This is a genomic window from Pantoea sp. Morm, from assembly GCF_016643525.1.
GTDB classification, from domain to species: domain Bacteria; phylum Pseudomonadota; class Gammaproteobacteria; order Enterobacterales; family Enterobacteriaceae; genus Pantoea; species Pantoea dispersa.
The window spans coordinates 36,256-53,197 of sequence record NZ_VOQX01000010.1 but is presented as its reverse complement, the minus strand read 5'-3'; the positions used below and the strand labels follow the sequence as shown (position 1 = coordinate 53,197).

Here is a 16,942-nt window from a genome sequence, read left to right as displayed (position 1 = left end):
GTTTATTGCTTTACAACACGATTGAACGGCAGCCAGCAATCAATGGCCAGCTGTAGCTGCTCGATACGCGTAGTCAGGCCAGCCAGACCCACGCTGAGCAGGTCGCCATCGTGCGCATCGACGCAGGCTTGCTCCAGCTGCTGGCAAAGCTGATTGATATCTGCCGCATAGATAATTTGAGCTGCGCCGGCCAGCCGGTGCAGCGTGCGTGCCAGCGCGGGCCACTGCTGCTGCGCCAGTTCCTGCTGGGCCTGTTGCAAATCGCGCTGATTCTCTTCGCATACCCTGAGCAGCAGTTTTGCCACCATATCGTCATCGTGGTGCACCATGGCGCGCAGTTGCGGCAAAGACAGCAATGCCGGCAGGGCAGCAGGCTGCGCCAGGGCAGCGTTAAGCTGATCCGGATGCAGCGGCTTAAACAGGCACGCATCCATACCAGCCGCGAGGCCGCGTTCGCGCGTCTCAGCCAGTGCACTGCCGGTAAGTCCGATGATTTTGTGACGATAACCACGGCGACGTAACACACTGGTCAGCGTAAAACCATCCATCTGCGGCATATGGCAATCGGTGATTACCGCGTCAATTTGCTGTGTTGCGATGATCTCAGGTGCGAGGTCAGGCTGGCCGATCGCGGTGACACGATGCTGCAGCGCTTCCAGCTGACGGGTCAGCAGCAAACAATTCGCCGGATGATCGTCAACCACCAGGATATGCAGTGTCGGCACGGCGGGCGGTGCATCAGTCGCGCACAGGGTTACCGGCGGCGGTGCACGACTCGGTAGCGGCAGCGTGACGTGAACCAGGGTGCCTTCACCCGGCTCGCTGTGCAGGCGCATGCTGCCCTGCATCTGTTGCAGCAGCTGCGCGCTGATCACCAGTCCCAGTCCGCAGCCGGTTTGCTGACGACCGGCTGTGGTCTGCGCAAACGGCTGAAACAGCTGTTGCTGCTCCTGTTCACTGATGCCAATGCCGCTATCCTGCACTTCAATTTCCAGCACCAGTTCGCCAGTGGCGTTTTGCTCACCGCTGAGATACACCGCCACGTTTCCCTGCGGCGTGAATTTAATGGCGTTGCTGATGTAATTGGCGATCACCTGACGCAGGCGCGGCGCATCAACCCAGACTTCAAGATCAGGCAGCGTAGTGTGATAGGTAAGCGTAAGGTTTTTTTCATGCGCCAGCCCCTGATAGAGCTGCAGTACCGGCTGGCACAGGGTCGCGATGCTATGCCACTGCGGTGCCAGCGTCAGCTGCCCGCGCTCAATCTTCGCCATATCCAGAATATCGCCCACCAGGCCGCTTAATGCCTGTGCCGATTGCCATGCAGTCAGCAGCGCCTCGCTGGCACCGGCCTTACGCGCTTCCAGCGCCAGCAGGCCGATGATCGCGTTGACCGGATTGCGAATCTCATGGCTCACGGTAGCAACCCAACGGCTTTTGGCCTGATTTTCACGATCGGCACGATCGCGGGCGATCTGCAATTGCCGCTGCGCCCGGCGGCGGCGGCGGATTTCCCGGCCGCGCTGATACACCCAGAGCAGGCAGGCGAGGGAGACGACGGCTGCCACGCCCGCCAGCGCATAAAATGGCGTGCGATACAGTGGCCAGCTGCTGGCCGTCACCTCGGGCGTACCCTGCCAGCGGCTGGTGAGCTGCGAGATCTCACTGGGTAATATTTCATTCAGGGCCTTATTCATGATGCTGAGCAGCTCGGGATCGCCAGCGTGCACGGCGAAACTGATGTGAGCGGGCTGGGTGCCGACGCGCTGGGCAATGCGCATCCGTCCGGAAAAATAGCGTTTGATCAGGTAAGCGGCGCCCAGCTGGTTATGCACCATGCCATCGGCTTTGCCTTCCACCACTTGCTGCATGCCGAGACTGGCATTGTCTACCAGCTGTAGCTGTACTTCAGGATAGTGTTGCTGCAGCCAGCCAATGACCGGGCTGCCTTTCATTACGCTGATACGTAAGCCCGAGTGCAGCGCGGCGGGTGCACCCGCGGTAGCGGCAGTAATCAGCACAAACGGCGTGTGCAGCCACGGCTGGGTAAAACGGCCTGGCCACTGCGCGTTATAGGAGAGTGCGGCCACCATGTCGATTTTATGCTGTTGAAGCTGCATCAGAAGCGTGTCTTCGTGATACTCCGGCACGGCGACAAAATTGATACCGGTGCGCAGGTGGATTTGGTGCAGCAGTTCGGCACTGATGCCCTGAAACTGATTACGTCCATCCAGCAGCGCCAGTGGCGCAAAAAACGGATTAAAACCCACGCGCACGCTGCCGTGCTGCTGTAGCCAGCGCTGTTCAGCAGCCGTAAGCGCCAGCGGCTGCTGCAGACGCCAGATGTCCGGGCGCTGTGTCCACTGGCGTGAGATCGCGCGATGCTGCTCTGCGGGGATCGCCGCGATGACGCGATTTATCGCACGCAGCAATACCGGCCTGCGCTGACTCACCAGTAGCCGACTGGCATCCTGCGCGCGTGGGGCGAGAATGTCGGCCAGCGCCAGCTGATTGAGGTAGTTGCGTTCAATTAAAAAGCTGGCGGAGGTCAGATTATCGAGCACGTAATCCGCCTCGCCGGTCGCCAGCGCCGACAGCGCGACGCGACTGGAGGCATAACGCATGATGTGCGCCTGAGGAAATTGCGCCCGGATTGCGCTGTCGCTGAGATAGTGCTGGTCCACCGCCAGTCTGACTGGCGCTGCATAAGGCACCGGCTGCATGGCGCGATCGCGCTGGGTCACCACCACCGGTCGGTTGATCAGCAGATTCTGTGAGGCGTCCAGCTGGGCGTTGGAAGGCACAGTGTTCCCGGCTTTGCTAAACAGCATATCAGCCTGGTCGGCAGCGATAGCGGCCAGCGCCGCGTCACGATCGGTATAGCGCAGCATCTCTATCCGCATGCCAAGTGCCTGGCTAATCAGCCGGGCGTAATCAGCAAATACGCCTTCCACGTTTTTTTCCTCAGATGACATATCAAGGAAGGTGAGATAAGGCGGAATATCGGGCGCCCACAGCGCAATGCGCAGCGTGGGCAACTGACGCAATGCCTGCCAATCGTCCTGCGACAGTTGCGGTATCAGCGGTGCCAGCGGTTCCCGCTCCAGCGGAATATAGAGCTGTGGCATCGGCTGCGCCACCGTGGGGCTGCAGCACAGCACCAGTCCGATAAACATCAGCAGACGGATCATGAGGCTTCCATTTGATTGCGATGCACGAAAGCAAATAAATCACTCATGGTTTTGCAGTGCAGTTTATCCATTAACCGGCTTTTATAAGTGCTGACGGTTTTATTACTGACGCCCATCCGCGCTGCGATGCGCATATTATTCAGGCCCTTAATAATGTGATGAAAAACCTGAAACTCCTGTGGTGACAATGATTCAATCATTTTTTTCTCCGCCAGCGTGCTTTCCTGCTCCATTTGCTGCATAAAACCGCCCAGCGGGAAATAACCGTAACCACGTTGTGTCGCCTGAATAGCAGTGGCGATCTCTGGCATATCGGTTTTTTTACTGACAAAGCCATTGGCGCCGCTGCGCAGGCTCTGCACGGCATACACGTTTTCATTTTTCCCAGAAATAACGATGATTTTTCCTGGAAAACTCTGATCGCGCAACGACTTAACCACTTCAATTCCGTCCAGCGACGGCAGGTCGATATCAATGATGACGATATCCGGCTGCTGCTGCTGAATCAGCGTTACCGCTTCCCGGCCATCGGCGCTTTCGGCCAGCACCGTATGTCCATTTTGTTCCAGCAAATAACGAACGGCCATCCGCGCGATCGGATGGTCATCAACCACAACGACCTGAGCCATAGTTAACCTTTTCCTGATGAGTGAATGACAGGTCAAACTTTAGCCGCTCGTTGAATTATATATATTGCGTATGATCAAGAACAATAAAATAATTATTTGTAGTCTATGTCCTACAAGATTAAATTAATTATAAAAGGGAAGTGGTTATTCCGCCTGGAGGAGTTATCTTTCCTGGTGGGAAATAAATATTCCCTTTCTTTCACTCAGTTCATTAATTAATTAACTGATGCCCAATCGCCTTTTCACCGTAATTTCTTTTACTGTGGCGGTCTGCCTTTTCCCATTTGGCAGCCTGATTAACGCGGATGCCTGGTCAGGGCGCTATCCACCCTCAGCCGGGATAAATTGTTGCCGCCAGCGTGGTTTGCTACAGTAGCGGGAATTTCAGAGGAAACGTCCATGCCACGCGATAACCGCCTGTCCCGCTCGCTGCACGCGCTCATTCATCTTGATCGTCACGTTAAACGCGCTACTTCCGATGCCATGGCAAAAATGCTCGGCACCAATCCGGTGGTGGTGCGTCGCATGATGTCGGGGCTGCGTGAAAAGGGGTATCTGGTGTCGGAAAAGGGGCACGGCGGCGGCTGGGAACTGCGCGCGGACCTGCGCGATATCACGCTACTGGATGTGTACCAGGCTATCGGCTCACCGGCGCTGTTCAGCATTGGCCCGGCGGCCGATCCTTCACCCTGCCTGGTGGAACATGCGGTGGACGCCCGGCTTGACCAGGCGCTGGGTGAAGCTGAAGCGCTACTGCTGCAGCGCTTCAGCCAGATTACCGTGGCGGACATCGCCGAAGATTACCTGCAAAAAATGGCCAGCCTTGGGCTGGATCCGCACACCTTTCCGCGCTGCAGCGACTAGCCGGCGCGGCCGTTAATCCTGCTTCTGCAATTTGATCTGCGCGTCATGCTTCATTACATGCGTGGTGACGGCGGCCTGAAACACTTTAAACATCATACCGCTGACAAACGTGGTCAGCGTCAGCGTAATGAAGGCTGTCATGATCCAGTCGACCAGCGGCCAACCGCTGTTCAGCAGCGTCGGGTGGTAAATCAGCATCGCGGCAAACACCACCCAATGGCTCAGGCAATAGAAACAGTGAAACAGATGGCCGAGCAAGGGATGTTTGCGTGCGGTCCAGGCGCGCAAACCTGCAAACAGTTCGGTCTGCGTCATGGTCATCGCGATGCTGGCTGAGGCCAGCGCAATTGCCAGGCACACACCCGTGTCAGAGAGTAAAAAGGCATGCATAGATTTTCTCCTTTGTGACGATTGGCGCAGCGGAAAGAACGGCGGCTTATCCATCATGTAACTTACAATATTACATGATGTGTGCTGGCGCAACAGCGTGTTCTCCCCGCCAGAGTAGTGGCATGTAAATTGGCGAGTTATCGCTATTTATTGGCTTTATGCGCAAACACAGCCAGTCGTCCTGTTTTTACAATGTCGCAGATTGAGTCGCACCACGGCATCAGGAGGAGAGGATGGATATTCACGCAGCCGTTATGCATCAGCTGATGATGTGGATAGAGGCGAATATTGAACAAAAGCTCATGCTGGAGACGGTCGCGCGGCGGGCCGGTTATTCGCAGTGGCATTTGCAGCGGCTGTTCCGCAGCTACACTGGCGTGGCGCTGGGAGCCTATATCCGTGAACGCAAGCTGACGGCTTCCGTCATCACCCTGCTCAGCAGTAATACGTCGCTGATGCAGATTGCGCTGCAGTTTGGCTTCGATTCACAGCAAACCTACTGCCGCACCTTTCGGCGCATGTTTGACCTGCCGCCCGGCGCGTTTCGCCGCAAATACCGGCACAGCCTGCCACCGATTGACGGTCCGGCTAGCCTGCTGATGCTGCATTCGCAGAGTCGGCTGGCGTCGTAAAGTATTTGCCTGGCGTTGAGCCGAAGGCGGCGCGAAACGCGCTGATATAGCTGCTGACGCTGTCGAAGCCCACCTGCCAGGCAACCTGCTGCACGCTGTGGCCTGCCGCCAGCCCTTCCAGCGATTTCAGCAGGCGCGACACCTGACGATATTTACTCAGGCTCATGCCAACCGCGCTGGACCAGTGGCGACTCAGGCTGCGCGCGCTCAGACCAGCCCACTGCGCCAGCTCCGGCCCGGTGCGTGTATCAGCCGGATCGTCCATCAGCAGGCGTGCAATCTGCCGCAGGCGTGGCTCTTCCGGCAGCGGCAGGGTGAGTTCCTGCGGCGTGGATTCGTACAGTTCATCAAGAAACACCTGACCCAACCGGGCATAGCGCGCGCTGCTCCACAGTTCAGGCTCCAGCACCGCCAGCCGTTCAGCCAGCGGCTCCAGTACTGTCGGGCAGGAGAGCAGCACCGGCCGATCCGGCAGCGGCGCAGCCAGCGCTTCGTCAATCAGTACCGTCCAGCCCAGCACGCGCCCCGGCCCGACAAGGGCGTGGTCAAACCACGGCGGAATCCAGCCGACCAGCCGCGGCGGATTAGCAAATATGCCCGACGAGGTGTTCACCGTCATCAATCCCTGGCGCAGACAAAACAGCTGACCGGCGGCATGACGATGCGTGCGTCGCTCGCGATCCAGCTCCTTCGACAGTGACACGGCAATGACTTTGGGCGCATCCGGTCGCATCAGCCGCTGGCGCAGCTCTTCCTTACGCGGATCGCCAGAGAACGGAAGGTTGTCGGATGGATGGATGAGCATGGCCGGGCCTGAGTGGTGAGTGGCGGAAGATCACAGGAGTCGAACCTGCCCGGGACCGCTGGCGGCCCCAACCGGATTTGAAATCCGGCCGCCTCACCGGAGACGACGATCTTCCTTTGAAGATGCCGCGCAGTATAGCGGCAATTGGCGGCAAAATCTTGATCGCAGCGGGGCGTTATTGCACCTTCTCGCCGTGATGCTGCCGATACTCCTTTGGCGTAGTGGCGTAGCTTTTTTTAAACACCGAATAGAAGTACTGCAGGGAAGGATAGCCGCACATCTGCGAAATTTCATTAATATTCAATGAAGAGCAGGCCAGCAGTTCACGCGCTTTTTCCAGCTTTTCGCGGTGAATCATGGCGTGAATGGTATCGCCGGTCTCATCGCGAAAACGCTTTTCCAGATTGGAGCGCGACATGCCAATCGCATCCAGCACCTGTTCGACCTTGATGCCTTTACAGGCGTTAAAGCGGATGTAATGCATCGCCTGAATCACCGCCGGATCGCGCAGCGAGCGAAAATCGGTAGAACGGCGGGCAATGACTTTCACCGGCGGTACCAGAATGCGTTGCAGCGGCAGCGTTTGCCGATCGAGCAGACGATGCAGCAGTTTGGCGGCCTGATAACCCATCTGGCGCGTGCCCTGGGCTACCGAAGAGAGCGCCACGCGGGACAGATAGCGCGTCAGCTCTTCGTTATCGATGCCGATTACGCTGAGCTTCTCCGGCACCGGTATTTTCAGGTGTTCACAGGCCTGTAGCAAATGACGAGCACGCGCGTCGGTCACCGCGATAATGCCGGTCTGCGGCGGTAGCGTTTGCAGCCAGTCGGCGAGGCGGTTTTGCGCGTGCTGCCAGTTTTCCGGCGCGGTTTCCATCCCCTGATACACCACGCCCTGATAGCGCTCGCGCATCACCAGCTGGCGAAACGCCTGCTCGCGCTCCTGCGCCCAGCGTTTGCCACTGGCGGTGGGCAGGCCGTAAAACGCAAAGCGATGAATGCCTTTCTCTTTCAGATGCAGAAAGGCACTCTCCACCAGCGCAGCGTTGTCGGTGGCGATGTAGTGCACCGGCGGATAATCCTGCTGCCGGTGATAAGAGCCACCAACGCCGACAATCGGCACCGGCACATTGCTGAGCAGGCTCTCGATTGAGCTGTCGTCGTAATCCGCAATGACGCCGTCCCCCAGCCATTCGCGGATGTTGTCGATGCGGCAGCGGAAATCCTCTTCAATGAAGATATCCCAGTCGGTTTGCGAAGCCTGCAGATACTCGCCGACCCCCTCCACTACCTGGCGGTCATACACCTTGTTGGCGTTAAACAGCAGCGTAATACGGTAACGTTTTTCGTGCATCGTGGCGCGCTCCCTTAAACCTGTTGCGCATTGCATAGCACGGCGGAAAAGGCAGCAGAAATTGTTTGCGCCACATTGTGATCGCCCACGCGATTACACCCGGCGGCGCGTGGCCGTATCCATCCACACCGCCAGCAGTAAAATCGCCCCTTTGACGATGTACTGCCAGAAGGTCGGCACGTCCATCATGCTCATGCCGTTATCCAGAGACGCCATGATGAAGGCGCCCATCACCGCGCCAGCCACCGAACCGACGCCGCCCGCCAGGCTGGTGCCGCCAATCACGCAGGCAGCGATGGCGTCCAGTTCGGCAATATTGCCCGCCGAGGGCGAGCCAGCACCAAGACGTGAACTGAGGATCAGGCCGGCAATAGCCACCATGACGCCGTTGATGGCGAACACCGCCAGCTTGGTGCGTGCCACGTTGATGCCCGACAGGCGCGCTGCATCAATGTTGCCGCCGATGGCGTAAATCCGTCGTCCGAAGGCGGTGCGCGTGGCCATAAACATGCCGCCGAGCAGCAGCAGTGCCAGCAGCAGGACCGGTGTCGGCACGCCGCGGTAATCGTTCAGCAACCAGATGGCACCCAGCACCAGAACAGCGGTAATCGCCTGGCGTGCCACCGTGCCGCTGGCGGCCGGTTGTGATAACCCCAGCTGCTGGCGACGCAGCCGCAGCCGCCATTGCCAGAGAATAAACAGTGCCAGACCGGCGAAGCCGAAGCCAAAGCCAACGCCGCCGGGCAAATAGCTTTGCCCGATCTGCGACATCGCCGGCGTCGTTGGCGCAACGGTGGTGCCATCGGTGATACCAACCAGAATGCCGCGAAACGCCAGCATGCCCGCCAGCGTGACGATGAACGAAGGCACTTTACGGTACGCGACCCACCAGCCATTCCAGGTGCCCAATAACAGGCCAAGCACCAGCGTTACCACGATGGTCAGCGGCAGCGGCCAGCCGAGCCAGACGTCAAAGATGGCCGCGGCACCGCCCAGCAGGCCCATCATCGAACCGACGGAAAGGTCGATCTCCGCCGAGATAATGACAAACACCATGCCCACCGCGAGGATGCCGGTGATGGCGGTCTGGCGCAGCAGGTTAGAGACGTTGCGTGGGCTAAGCCAGGCACCGTCGGTGGTCCAGGTGAAGAACAGAGCGATAAGCGCAATCGCTCCCAGCATCACCAGCACCTGCAGATTGAAGCGCGGAAACTTGCCCGGCGCTGGCTTGCCCGGGGTACCGGACAGGCTCTGGCTACTTTCAGTTTTAAGCATAATGTTCGCTCCGCAGGGCAGCTTCCATGACCTGCTCCTGAGTCAGGTTGTCGTTAATCAGATCGGCTTTGATTTGCCCTTCGTGCATCACCAATACGCGGTCACTCAGACCCAGCACTTCAGGCAGTTCGGAGGAGATAACAATCACCGCGATGCCCTGCTGCACCAGCGCGTTAATCAGCAGATAGATCTCCTGGCGAGCGCCGACGTCGATGCCGCGCGTCGGTTCATCCAGAATCAAAATGCGCGGATTGAGCAGCAGGCATTTGGCGAGGATCGCTTTTTGCTGATTGCCCCCGCTGAGTCGGCCAATCGCCAGCTCGGGTGAGGAGGTTTTGACACGCAGACGGCGGATAGCATCGTTGATCGCCTGCTGCTCCTGGGCTTCATCCAGCGTGGAGAAGCGATGGCTGTATTGATCCAGCGCGGCCAGCGTGATGTTTTTCCCCACGCCCATCAGTGGCACGATGCCATCTTTTTTCCGGTCTTCCGGCACCATGGCGATGCCGTGCGCAATCGCGGCCCGGCAATCGTCGATCTTCACCTGCTGGCCATCAATCCAGATTTCGCCCTGCCAGCGACCGGGCCAGACACCAAACAGGCACTGGACCGTTTCGGTGCGTCCTGCGCCCACCAGCCCGGCAATACCGAGAATTTCGCCGCGCTTCAGGCTGAACGACACATTATTGACGCGGCGCACGTGGCGGTTGACCGGATGCCAGGCGGTGAGGTTTTCCACTTTCAGCACCGTTTCGCCGATCTCGTGCGGCTGGTGCGGATAGAGCGCGGTGAGTTCGCGGCCCACCATCATCGTGATGATGTCATCTTCACTCAGCCCGGCTGCTGGCCGTGTGGCGATGTGCTGACCATCACGGATCACACAGATGGTGTCCGAAATTGCTTTGACCTCATTAAGCTTGTGGGAGATGTAGATGCAGGCAATACCGTGCTCGCGCAGGTTAGTGATAATCCCAAGCAGCACTTCGGTTTCCTGTTCGGTGAGCGACGAGGTCGGCTCATCAAGAATTAGCAATCGCACCTGCTTATTCAGCGCCCGCGCGATCTCTACCAGCTGCTGCTGCCCGAGGCCGAGCTCGCCAACTTTGGTGGCAGGCGAAACGTTAAGTTTGACCCGCTCCAGCAGCTGCTGGCAGCGCAGTGTCATGGTTTCATCATCGACCATACCGAAGCGGCCGAGCTCGGCACCGAGGAAAATGTTCTCCATGACCGTAAGCTGCCGCACCAGCGCCAGCTCCTGATGAATAATCACAATGCCTTTGCGCTCGGTGTCGCGGATGGTTTGCGCCTCGATGCGATCGCCGGCAAAGCGAATTTCGCCGTCAAATTCGCCGTGCGGATAAAGCCCGCACAGCACTTTCATCAGCGTCGATTTGCCCGAGCCGTTCTCACCGCACAGCGACATGACTTCACCGGCTTCGAGCCGCAGGCTGACGGCATCCAGCGCTTTCACCGCGCCGAAACGCTTGGTGATGTTGTTCATTTCCAGCAGCATCGATCTGCTCCTTCGCGTTTCAGGCGCTTAGAGTTCGCTCTGTTTATGGAAGCCGTCTTTCAGTACGGTGCTTTCGATGTTGTCTTTGTTGACCGGAATCGGCTTCAGCAGGCGCGACGGCACCTCTTTCAGGCCATTATTCAGCTTGCTGTTGCTGGCGGGGGTTTTGCCATCACCCAGTTCCACCGCAATTTTTGCCGCTTCGGTGGCGAGTTCGGTGATGGGTTTGTACACCGTCATGGTTTGCGTGCCGTTCATGATGCGTTTGATGGCGGCGAGATCGGCATCCTGACCGGAAATGGCGACTTTGCCCGCCAGTCCCTGCGCGCTCAGCGCCTGAATGGCCCCACCGGCGGTGGCATCGTTGGAGGCAACGACGGCATCAATGTGGTTGCTGTTAGCGGTCAGCGCGTTTTCCATGATTTTCAGCGCATTCTCTGGCAGCCAGGCATCGACCCACTGATCGCCCACCACTTTAATGCTGCCGTTATCGATGTAAGGTTTTAACACTTTCATCTGGCCGGCACGGAAAAGACGCGCGTTATTATCCACCGGCGATCCGCCCATCAAAAAGTAGTTCCCTTTAGGTACCTGTTTAACCAGACTTTCGGCCTGCAGTTCGCCGACCTTTTCATTATCAAACGAGATATAAAAATCGATATCAGCATTATTAATCATGCGGTCATAAGCGAGGACTTTAATGCCTTCGCGTTTCGCTTCGGCCACCACATTACTCAATACCTGACCGTTATAAGGAATGATGACCAGCACATCGACACCGCGGTTGATCATATTTTCAATCTGCGAGATTTGCGTCTCTTCATTGCCGTTGGCCGACTGGACAAATACTTTGGCCCCAGACTTTTCCGCCTGGCTGACAAAAATGTCCCGGTCTTTCTGCCAGCGTTCCAGACGTAAATCATCGATCGCCATACCGATTTTCACTTCTTTCGCCAGCCCGGCGTGGCTGAACAGGGCCAGTGCAGCGCTGAGGGCTAACAGCGTGTGTCTCATTTTCATCATGGTCATCCTGTAGGTTGAGGCTATTGTCGTTGTAAGGCTATGAACCAGGGCGGATGAATTGTTGCCCCGCGACGTGAACAACATCAATTACTGATTTTTATCCTGCTATTACGTTTTTTTGTTTATTTGTGATTCTTTGAGCGCGATCGAAATTTTACGCGCCCATCTGTTAAATCTTGCAGCGGCGCTGCGCGCCGGTACGCGATGTAATTAAATACATGGATTTGCGAGCTGCCGCACAAATAATAATTATCTTAAGTTCAGTGTGAAATATCGTAATTGAGCTGAACGCTTACGCCTCCGCAAAATAACGCTTCACTGCTGACCATTCGGGTCTGATGCTAAGGAGCACAACATGCACGCTTATTTCGACCAGCTTGAGCGCGTTGGTTATGAAGGGGCCAATACCACTAACGCACTGGCGTTTCGTCATTACAATCCGCAGGAAGTGATTCTGGGTAAAACCATGGCGGAACACCTGCGTTTTGCCGCCTGTTACTGGCACACGTTCTGCTGGAACGGGGCGGATATGTTCGGCGTGGGGGCCTTTGATCGCCCGTGGCAGAAAAATGGCGATGCGCTGCAGCTGGCGAAGCTCAAAGCGGATGTCGCGTTCGAGTTCTTTTACAAACTCAACGTGCCTTATTACTGCTTCCATGATGTCGATGTGTCACCGGAAGGTGATTCACTGCGCAGCTACCAGGAAAACCTGGCGGTAATGACCGATAAACTGCTGGAAAAACAGCAGGAAACCGGCGTCAGATTGCTATGGGGCACCGCGAACTGCTTTACGCATCCCCGCTATGCGGCCGGCGCGGCGACCAGCCCGGATCCGGAAATTTTCGCCTGGGCAGCCAGCCAGGTGTGCAGCGCGATGCAGGCGACGCAGACGCTGGGCGGTGAAAACTATGTGCTGTGGGGCGGACGCGAAGGGTACGAAACGCTGCTGAATACCGATTTGCGGCAGGAGCGCGAGCAGATCGGGCGCTTCATGCAGATGGTGGTGGAGCACAAGCATAAAATCGGTTTCCAGGGGATGTTGCTGATTGAGCCGAAGCCGCAGGAACCGACTAAACACCAGTACGACTTTGATGTTGCGACGGTCTACGGTTTCCTCCGGCAGTTTGGCCTGGAAAAAGAGATCAAAGTGAATGTGGAAGCCAACCATGCCACGCTGGCGGGTCACTCTTTCCATCATGAAATTGCGACGGCGATTGCGCTGGGCATCTTCGGTTCAGTCGATGCCAACCGCGGTGACAGCCAGTGCGGCTGGGATACCGACCAGTTCCCGAACAGCGTCGAAGAAAACGCGCTGGTGATGTACGAGATCCTCAAAGCGGGCGGGTTCACCACCGGCGGCTTAAACTTTGATGCCAAAGTACGGCGCCAGAGCACCGACAAATACGACCTGTTTTATGGCCACATTGGCGCGATGGATACCATGGCGCTGGCGCTGAAAGTGGCGGCGCGTATGGTGAACGATGGTGAGCTGGATAAGCGTGTGGCGCAGCGCTATAGCGGCTGGAATGGTGAGTTCGGCCAGCAAATTCTGAAAGGCGAGTTTTCTCTTGCCTCGCTGGCGGCGCATGCTCAGCAACAGCAACTCAATCCGCAGCATCGCAGCGGACGCCAGGAGCAGCTGGAAAATCTGGTGAATCACTATTTGTATAATTTCTAATCCATCGGGAGCGAAGCATGGTTATCGGGATCGATTTAGGCACCTCCGGCGTTAAAGTGGCGCTGCTGGATGCGCACGGCCAGGTTCAGGCAACGGCCAGCGCGCCGCTGCAGGTGACGCGTCCGCAGCCGCTATGGAGCGAACAGGATCCCGAAAGCTGGTGGCAGGCCACCGATAGTGCCATGCAGGCGCTGGCGCAGCAGCACGATTTACGCCACGTCAGCGCCATCGGCTTTAGCGGCCAGATGCACGGCGCGACGCTGCTGGACGCCGCGCATCAGGTGCTGCGTCCGGCGATATTGTGGAACGACGGGCGCAGTAGCGCGCAGTGCCACGAGCTGGAGCAGCGCGTGCCGACGTCGCGTCAGATTACCGGCAACCTGATGATGCCGGGTTTTACCGCGCCCAAATTGTTGTGGGTGCAGCAACATGAACCGGCGATATTTGCGCAGGTAGCAAAAGTGCTGCTGCCGAAAGATTATCTGCGCTGGCGGATGAGCGGCGATTTCGCCACCGATATGTCAGATGCGGCGGGAACGATGTGGCTGGATGTGGCACAGCGCGACTGGAGCGATGCAATGCTGGCGGCGTGCGGACTGAACCGCAGCCACATGCCGCAGCTGTTTGAGGGCAACCAGATTACTGGCACGCTGCTGCCGGAAATTGCGGCGCGCTGGGGGATGGATCCGGTGCCACTGGTGGCCGGCGGCGGCGACAATGCGGCTGGCGCCGTGGGCGTTGGCATGGTTGAGCCAGGGCAGGGCATGCTGTCGCTCGGCACCTCCGGCGTCTATTTTCTGGTGAGCGAAGGCTATCTCAGCAATCCGCAACGCGCCGTGCACAGTTTCTGTCATGCGCTGCCGCAGCGCTGGCATCTGATGTCGGTGATGCTGAGTGCCGCCGCCTGTCTGGACTGGGCCGCTGCGCTGACCGGCTGTGATGATGTGCCGCACCTGCTGGCCGAAGCTGAACGCGCCAGCGCGCAGGCCACGCCGGTGTGGTTTTTGCCTTATCTTTCCGGCGAGCGCACGCCGCACAATAATCCGCAGGCACAGGGGGCTTTCTTTGGCCTGACGCACCAGCACGGCCGGCCGGAACTGGCGCGCGCGGTGCTGGAAGGCGTGGGTTTTGCGCTGGCGGAAGGCATGGATGCGGTGCATGAGTGTGGCGTACTGCCCAACACGGTGATGCTGATTGGCGGCGGTGCGCGCAGCACGTACTGGCGGCAGATGCTGGCGGACATCAGCGGGCTGACGCTGGATTATTGTCACGGCGGCGAGGTGGGGCCGGCGCTCGGTGCCGCACGCCTGGCGCAGCTGGCGGTGGACCCGGCCAGCGAATGGCCGGCACCGGCGTTAGTGCAGCGCCATCAGCCGGACGCCGCGCAGCATCAGGCCTATCAGCCGCGCCGTGCGCGCTTTGCGCAGCTATATCAGCAGCTGTTACCACTGATGTCCTGATTTGGCTGACGCATGGCCGGATGAGGTCGCAAGGCGTGAACAGAGTCGGGTATGATGGGAAGAATCGATGAAGATACGTGGCCGGATTTGGCTGCGCATCTTCGCCCATCGTTACCCTTCATCGCCTGAGGAACCCACCATGCCGCAGCCCGTCTATTTTCTTGTCCTGCCGGGCGTCATGGCGCTCGACCTCACCGGGCCGGCAGAGACGCTGCAGCTGGCGGGCGGACATTTTGCGCTGCACTACATCGGCCCACAGGCGAGCGTCACCTGTTCGACCGGCATGACCATTGCGGATATTGCACCGCTGCCCGCCACGCTACCCGATAACAGCCTGCTGATTGTGCCCGGCGTGTTCGATTCCCGCATCTGGTTCGATACCGGGGCTGCCGGGCAGGCGCGCGACTGGCTGCGCCAGCAACGCAGCGCGATTCATACGCGGCGCATTACCCTCGTGTGTATTTGCTCCGGCGCGCTGCTCTCCGCGCAGGCTGGCCTGCTGGATGGCGTACAGTGCACCACGCACCATGATGTGTTGCCGCGCCTGAAAGCTGCCGCGCCGGCTGCGCTGGTGAAAGACAACCGCGTGTTTGTGGAAGATGCCGGCATCTGGACCAGCGCGGGGATTACTGCCGGTATCGATCTGGCGCTGCACCTGATCAATCGTCTGTGCGGCGCGCGGCAGGCGCTAACGGTGGCGCGGGAGATGGTGGTGTGGTTCCGCCGCTCGGGTGACGATCCGCAACTCTCGCCGTGGCTGCGTTATCGTAATCATCTGCATCCGGCGATTCATCGCGCGCAGGACGCGATGATTGCGCATCCGGAACATGACTGGTCGCTGGGCGCGCTGGCCGAACGCGCCCACGTCAGCGAGCGCCATCTGACGCGCCTGTTTCGCCAGCATCTGGGTATCAGCGTGCGGGAATACCACGAGCAGCTGCGGCTGGTGATTGCGCGCCAGCGCCAGCAGCAGGGGGAAGCGGCGGAAAAAGCGGCGCTGGCCGCCGGCTTCTCCTCGGCACGCCAGCTGCGCCGCGCCCGGCAGCGCTGGGACGATCAGCTCACCAGATGATGCTTGTCCACGCGTTTCAGCAACATCGCCAGCAGCAGGCTGCCCAGCAGGGTTACGCCAAAGACCCACGGCAGATCGAGCCACGGCCGCGACATATCGTCGTAATGATGGGTACGCAGATAGTGAATGAACAGCGCATGGAAACCATAAATCGGCAGCGAATAGCGTGAAATGGTTGCCAGCAGCGGCAGCGGCCGGTGGTTCAGCACATTTTTAAACAGCACCAGCAGGCTTATCGCCGCGATAAACACCAGTGGGCCACAGTAAAGATACCAGGTGTCATTAAACGCGCCGTTAATCTTCAGCATCTGTCTGGTGCCAAGTGCGATACCGATGACGCAGGCGATAAAACTCAGCCCGGCCAGCCAGCTGATGCCGCGCCTGTCGGTATCCATCACGCCAATTGCCCGTCCAAGCAGCGCGTACAGCAGGTAGTAAATCGAGTCGCCGCTGACATACAGATTGACCGGCAGCCAGTGGAACGGCCCCAGCGACTGGCTGACGGTGTTCGGATTGGCGATCACCGCGAGGATCAGCACCAGCAGCGCCACATAGCGCGGCGGCACGTTTTTCACCTGAATCAGCGGAGACAGCAGGTAGATGCCGATAATGGCGAAGAAGAACCACAGATGGTAGAACACCGGCTTCTGCAACAGCTTCAGCAGCGATCGGCCTTCGCTGATCGGCGTCAGCCAGGTGATGTAGGCCAGCGCGACGGCGCTGTAGAACAGCAGGCACAGCACAATGCGCAGCAGATGGCGGCCCTGTGCGCTGCGTTCGCCAAAGAACAGATAACCGGAAATCATGAAGAACAGCGGCACGCAGACGCGCGAAGCCGAGTTAAGCAGATTGGCGACGTCCCAGCTGGGTCCGGTGACTGCCATCGGTCCGGTAATGTACCAGGTGGTGGTGTGAATGACGATCACCATCAGACAGGCGACCGCGCGTAAGTTATCAATCCAGCAGATTTTTTGCGACATGGCTTCCTCGTGCGTACTCCGTGCGAAGAAGGGTAGCCAGTGCACAGCGGGCCAACAACCCCCGCAGCCTGGATTT

At 58.5% G+C, this 16,942-nt stretch carries 14 protein-coding genes and 1 tRNA gene; 5 read left to right on the top strand and 10 right to left on the bottom strand.

The features are described 5' to 3' along the window. Positions 1-2 precede the first annotated feature (2 nt). On the bottom strand, positions 3-3,191 hold the full coding sequence (locus FT726_RS05805) for an ATP-binding protein (RefSeq protein WP_346302557.1): 3,189 nt from the start codon (positions 3,189-3,191) through the stop codon (positions 3-5). After that, positions 3,188-3,820, bottom strand: coding sequence for a response regulator (locus FT726_RS05800; protein WP_058758170.1), 633 nt, complete (start codon positions 3,818-3,820; stop codon positions 3,188-3,190). Before FT726_RS05800 ends, FT726_RS05805 begins: the two co-directional genes overlap by 4 nt. 399 nt (positions 3,821-4,219) lie before the next feature. On the opposite strand from FT726_RS05800, the gene FT726_RS05795 reads away from it, so the two are divergent. Then, on the top strand, positions 4,220-4,684 hold the full coding sequence (locus tag FT726_RS05795; RefSeq protein WP_021506875.1) for an Rrf2 family transcriptional regulator: 465 nt from the start codon (positions 4,220-4,222) through the stop codon (positions 4,682-4,684). A 12-nt stretch (positions 4,685-4,696) separates the two neighbouring features. On the opposite strand, the gene FT726_RS05790 is transcribed toward FT726_RS05795, so the two are convergent. After that, positions 4,697-5,074, bottom strand: coding sequence for a DUF1360 domain-containing protein (locus FT726_RS05790; RefSeq protein WP_288420844.1), 378 nt, complete (start codon positions 5,072-5,074; stop codon positions 4,697-4,699). 233 nt (positions 5,075-5,307) lie between these two features. Between FT726_RS05790 and FT726_RS05785 the strand changes: the two genes are divergently transcribed. After that, on the top strand, positions 5,308-5,706 hold the full coding sequence (locus FT726_RS05785) for a helix-turn-helix domain-containing protein (protein ID WP_104189533.1): 399 nt from the start codon (positions 5,308-5,310) through the stop codon (positions 5,704-5,706). Here the strand turns inward: FT726_RS05785 and FT726_RS05780 are convergent. The 6 genes from FT726_RS05780 to xylF all read right to left on the bottom strand — a co-directional run bounded on the left by FT726_RS05780 (position 5,663) and on the right by xylF (position 11,673). Continuing rightward, positions 5,663-6,511, bottom strand: a complete 849-nt coding sequence (locus FT726_RS05780) for an AraC family transcriptional regulator (RefSeq protein ID WP_058775596.1) — start codon at positions 6,509-6,511, stop codon at positions 5,663-5,665. The genes FT726_RS05785 and FT726_RS05780 overlap by 44 nt on opposite strands. A 20-nt stretch (positions 6,512-6,531) precedes the next feature. Then, positions 6,532-6,626 (bottom strand) — tRNA-Sec (locus FT726_RS05775). A gap of 60 nt (positions 6,627-6,686) precedes the next feature. Beyond that, positions 6,687-7,865: a D-xylose utilization transcriptional activator XylR gene (xylR, locus tag FT726_RS05770; RefSeq protein ID WP_282955055.1), complete on the bottom strand. Its 1,179-nt coding sequence runs from the start codon at positions 7,863-7,865 to the stop codon at positions 6,687-6,689. 93 nt (positions 7,866-7,958) lie between these two features. After that, positions 7,959-9,140: a xylose ABC transporter permease XylH gene (xylH, locus tag FT726_RS05765; RefSeq protein ID WP_150361098.1), complete on the bottom strand. Its 1,182-nt coding sequence runs from the start codon at positions 9,138-9,140 to the stop codon at positions 7,959-7,961. Continuing rightward, complete coding sequence (locus tag FT726_RS05760; RefSeq protein WP_058758165.1) at positions 9,133-10,653, bottom strand: xylose ABC transporter ATP-binding protein; 1,521 nt, start codon at positions 10,651-10,653, stop codon at positions 9,133-9,135. Before FT726_RS05760 ends, xylH begins: the two co-directional genes overlap by 8 nt. Before the next feature lie 27 nt (positions 10,654-10,680). Beyond that, positions 10,681-11,673 carry a D-xylose ABC transporter substrate-binding protein gene (xylF, locus tag FT726_RS05755; protein WP_104094297.1) on the bottom strand — a complete coding sequence of 331 codons (993 nt, stop codon included), beginning with the start codon at positions 11,671-11,673 and terminating at the stop codon, positions 10,681-10,683. A gap of 358 nt (positions 11,674-12,031) precedes the next feature. On the opposite strand from xylF, the gene xylA reads away from it, so the two are divergent. The 3 genes from xylA to FT726_RS05740 all read left to right on the top strand — a co-directional run bounded on the left by xylA (position 12,032) and on the right by FT726_RS05740 (position 15,886). Further along, a complete protein-coding gene (gene xylA, locus FT726_RS05750) occupies positions 12,032-13,354 on the top strand; it encodes a xylose isomerase (protein ID WP_058758163.1) in 1,323 nt (440 codons plus the stop codon). A gap of 17 nt (positions 13,355-13,371) precedes the next feature. After that, the gene (gene xylB / locus FT726_RS05745) at positions 13,372-14,814 is read left to right on the top strand and encodes a xylulokinase (protein ID WP_346302556.1); all 1,443 of its coding nucleotides are present in this window, start codon (positions 13,372-13,374) and stop codon (positions 14,812-14,814) included. Between the two features lie 139 nt (positions 14,815-14,953). Next, a complete protein-coding gene (locus FT726_RS05740; RefSeq protein ID WP_141496809.1) occupies positions 14,954-15,886 on the top strand; it encodes a GlxA family transcriptional regulator in 933 nt (310 codons plus the stop codon). Here the strand turns inward: FT726_RS05740 and FT726_RS05735 are convergent. Further along, positions 15,871-16,866: an acyltransferase gene (locus FT726_RS05735; RefSeq protein WP_058775591.1), complete on the bottom strand. Its 996-nt coding sequence runs from the start codon at positions 16,864-16,866 to the stop codon at positions 15,871-15,873. The two genes, FT726_RS05740 and FT726_RS05735, sit on opposite strands and share 16 nt — an antisense overlap. Positions 16,867-16,942 lie beyond the last annotated feature (76 nt).

What these genes read in the sequence shown, in the direction of transcription:
- FT726_RS05805 (WP_346302557.1), bottom strand. Translation starts at nt 3,191, where the DNA reads ATGATCCGTCTGCTGATGTTTATCGGACTGGTGCTGTGCTGCAGCCCC.
- FT726_RS05800 (WP_058758170.1), bottom strand. Translation starts at nt 3,820, where the DNA reads ATGGCTCAGGTCGTTGTGGTTGATGACCATCCGATCGCGCGGATGGCC.
- FT726_RS05795 (WP_021506875.1), top strand. Translation starts at nt 4,220, where the DNA reads ATGCCACGCGATAACCGCCTGTCCCGCTCGCTGCACGCGCTCATTCAT.
- FT726_RS05790 (WP_288420844.1), bottom strand. Translation starts at nt 5,074, where the DNA reads ATGCATGCCTTTTTACTCTCTGACACGGGTGTGTGCCTGGCAATTGCG.
- FT726_RS05785 (WP_104189533.1), top strand. Translation starts at nt 5,308, where the DNA reads ATGGATATTCACGCAGCCGTTATGCATCAGCTGATGATGTGGATAGAG.
- FT726_RS05780 (WP_058775596.1), bottom strand. Translation starts at nt 6,511, where the DNA reads ATGCTCATCCATCCATCCGACAACCTTCCGTTCTCTGGCGATCCGCGT.
- xylR (WP_282955055.1), bottom strand. Translation starts at nt 7,865, where the DNA reads ATGCACGAAAAACGTTACCGTATTACGCTGCTGTTTAACGCCAACAAG.
- xylH (WP_150361098.1), bottom strand. Translation starts at nt 9,140, where the DNA reads ATGCTTAAAACTGAAAGTAGCCAGAGCCTGTCCGGTACCCCGGGCAAG.
- FT726_RS05760 (WP_058758165.1), bottom strand. Translation starts at nt 10,653, where the DNA reads ATGCTGCTGGAAATGAACAACATCACCAAGCGTTTCGGCGCGGTGAAA.
- xylF (WP_104094297.1), bottom strand. Translation starts at nt 11,673, where the DNA reads ATGAAAATGAGACACACGCTGTTAGCCCTCAGCGCTGCACTGGCCCTG.
- xylA (WP_058758163.1), top strand. Translation starts at nt 12,032, where the DNA reads ATGCACGCTTATTTCGACCAGCTTGAGCGCGTTGGTTATGAAGGGGCC.
- xylB (WP_346302556.1), top strand. Translation starts at nt 13,372, where the DNA reads ATGGTTATCGGGATCGATTTAGGCACCTCCGGCGTTAAAGTGGCGCTG.
- FT726_RS05740 (WP_141496809.1), top strand. Translation starts at nt 14,954, where the DNA reads ATGCCGCAGCCCGTCTATTTTCTTGTCCTGCCGGGCGTCATGGCGCTC.
- FT726_RS05735 (WP_058775591.1), bottom strand. Translation starts at nt 16,866, where the DNA reads ATGTCGCAAAAAATCTGCTGGATTGATAACTTACGCGCGGTCGCCTGT.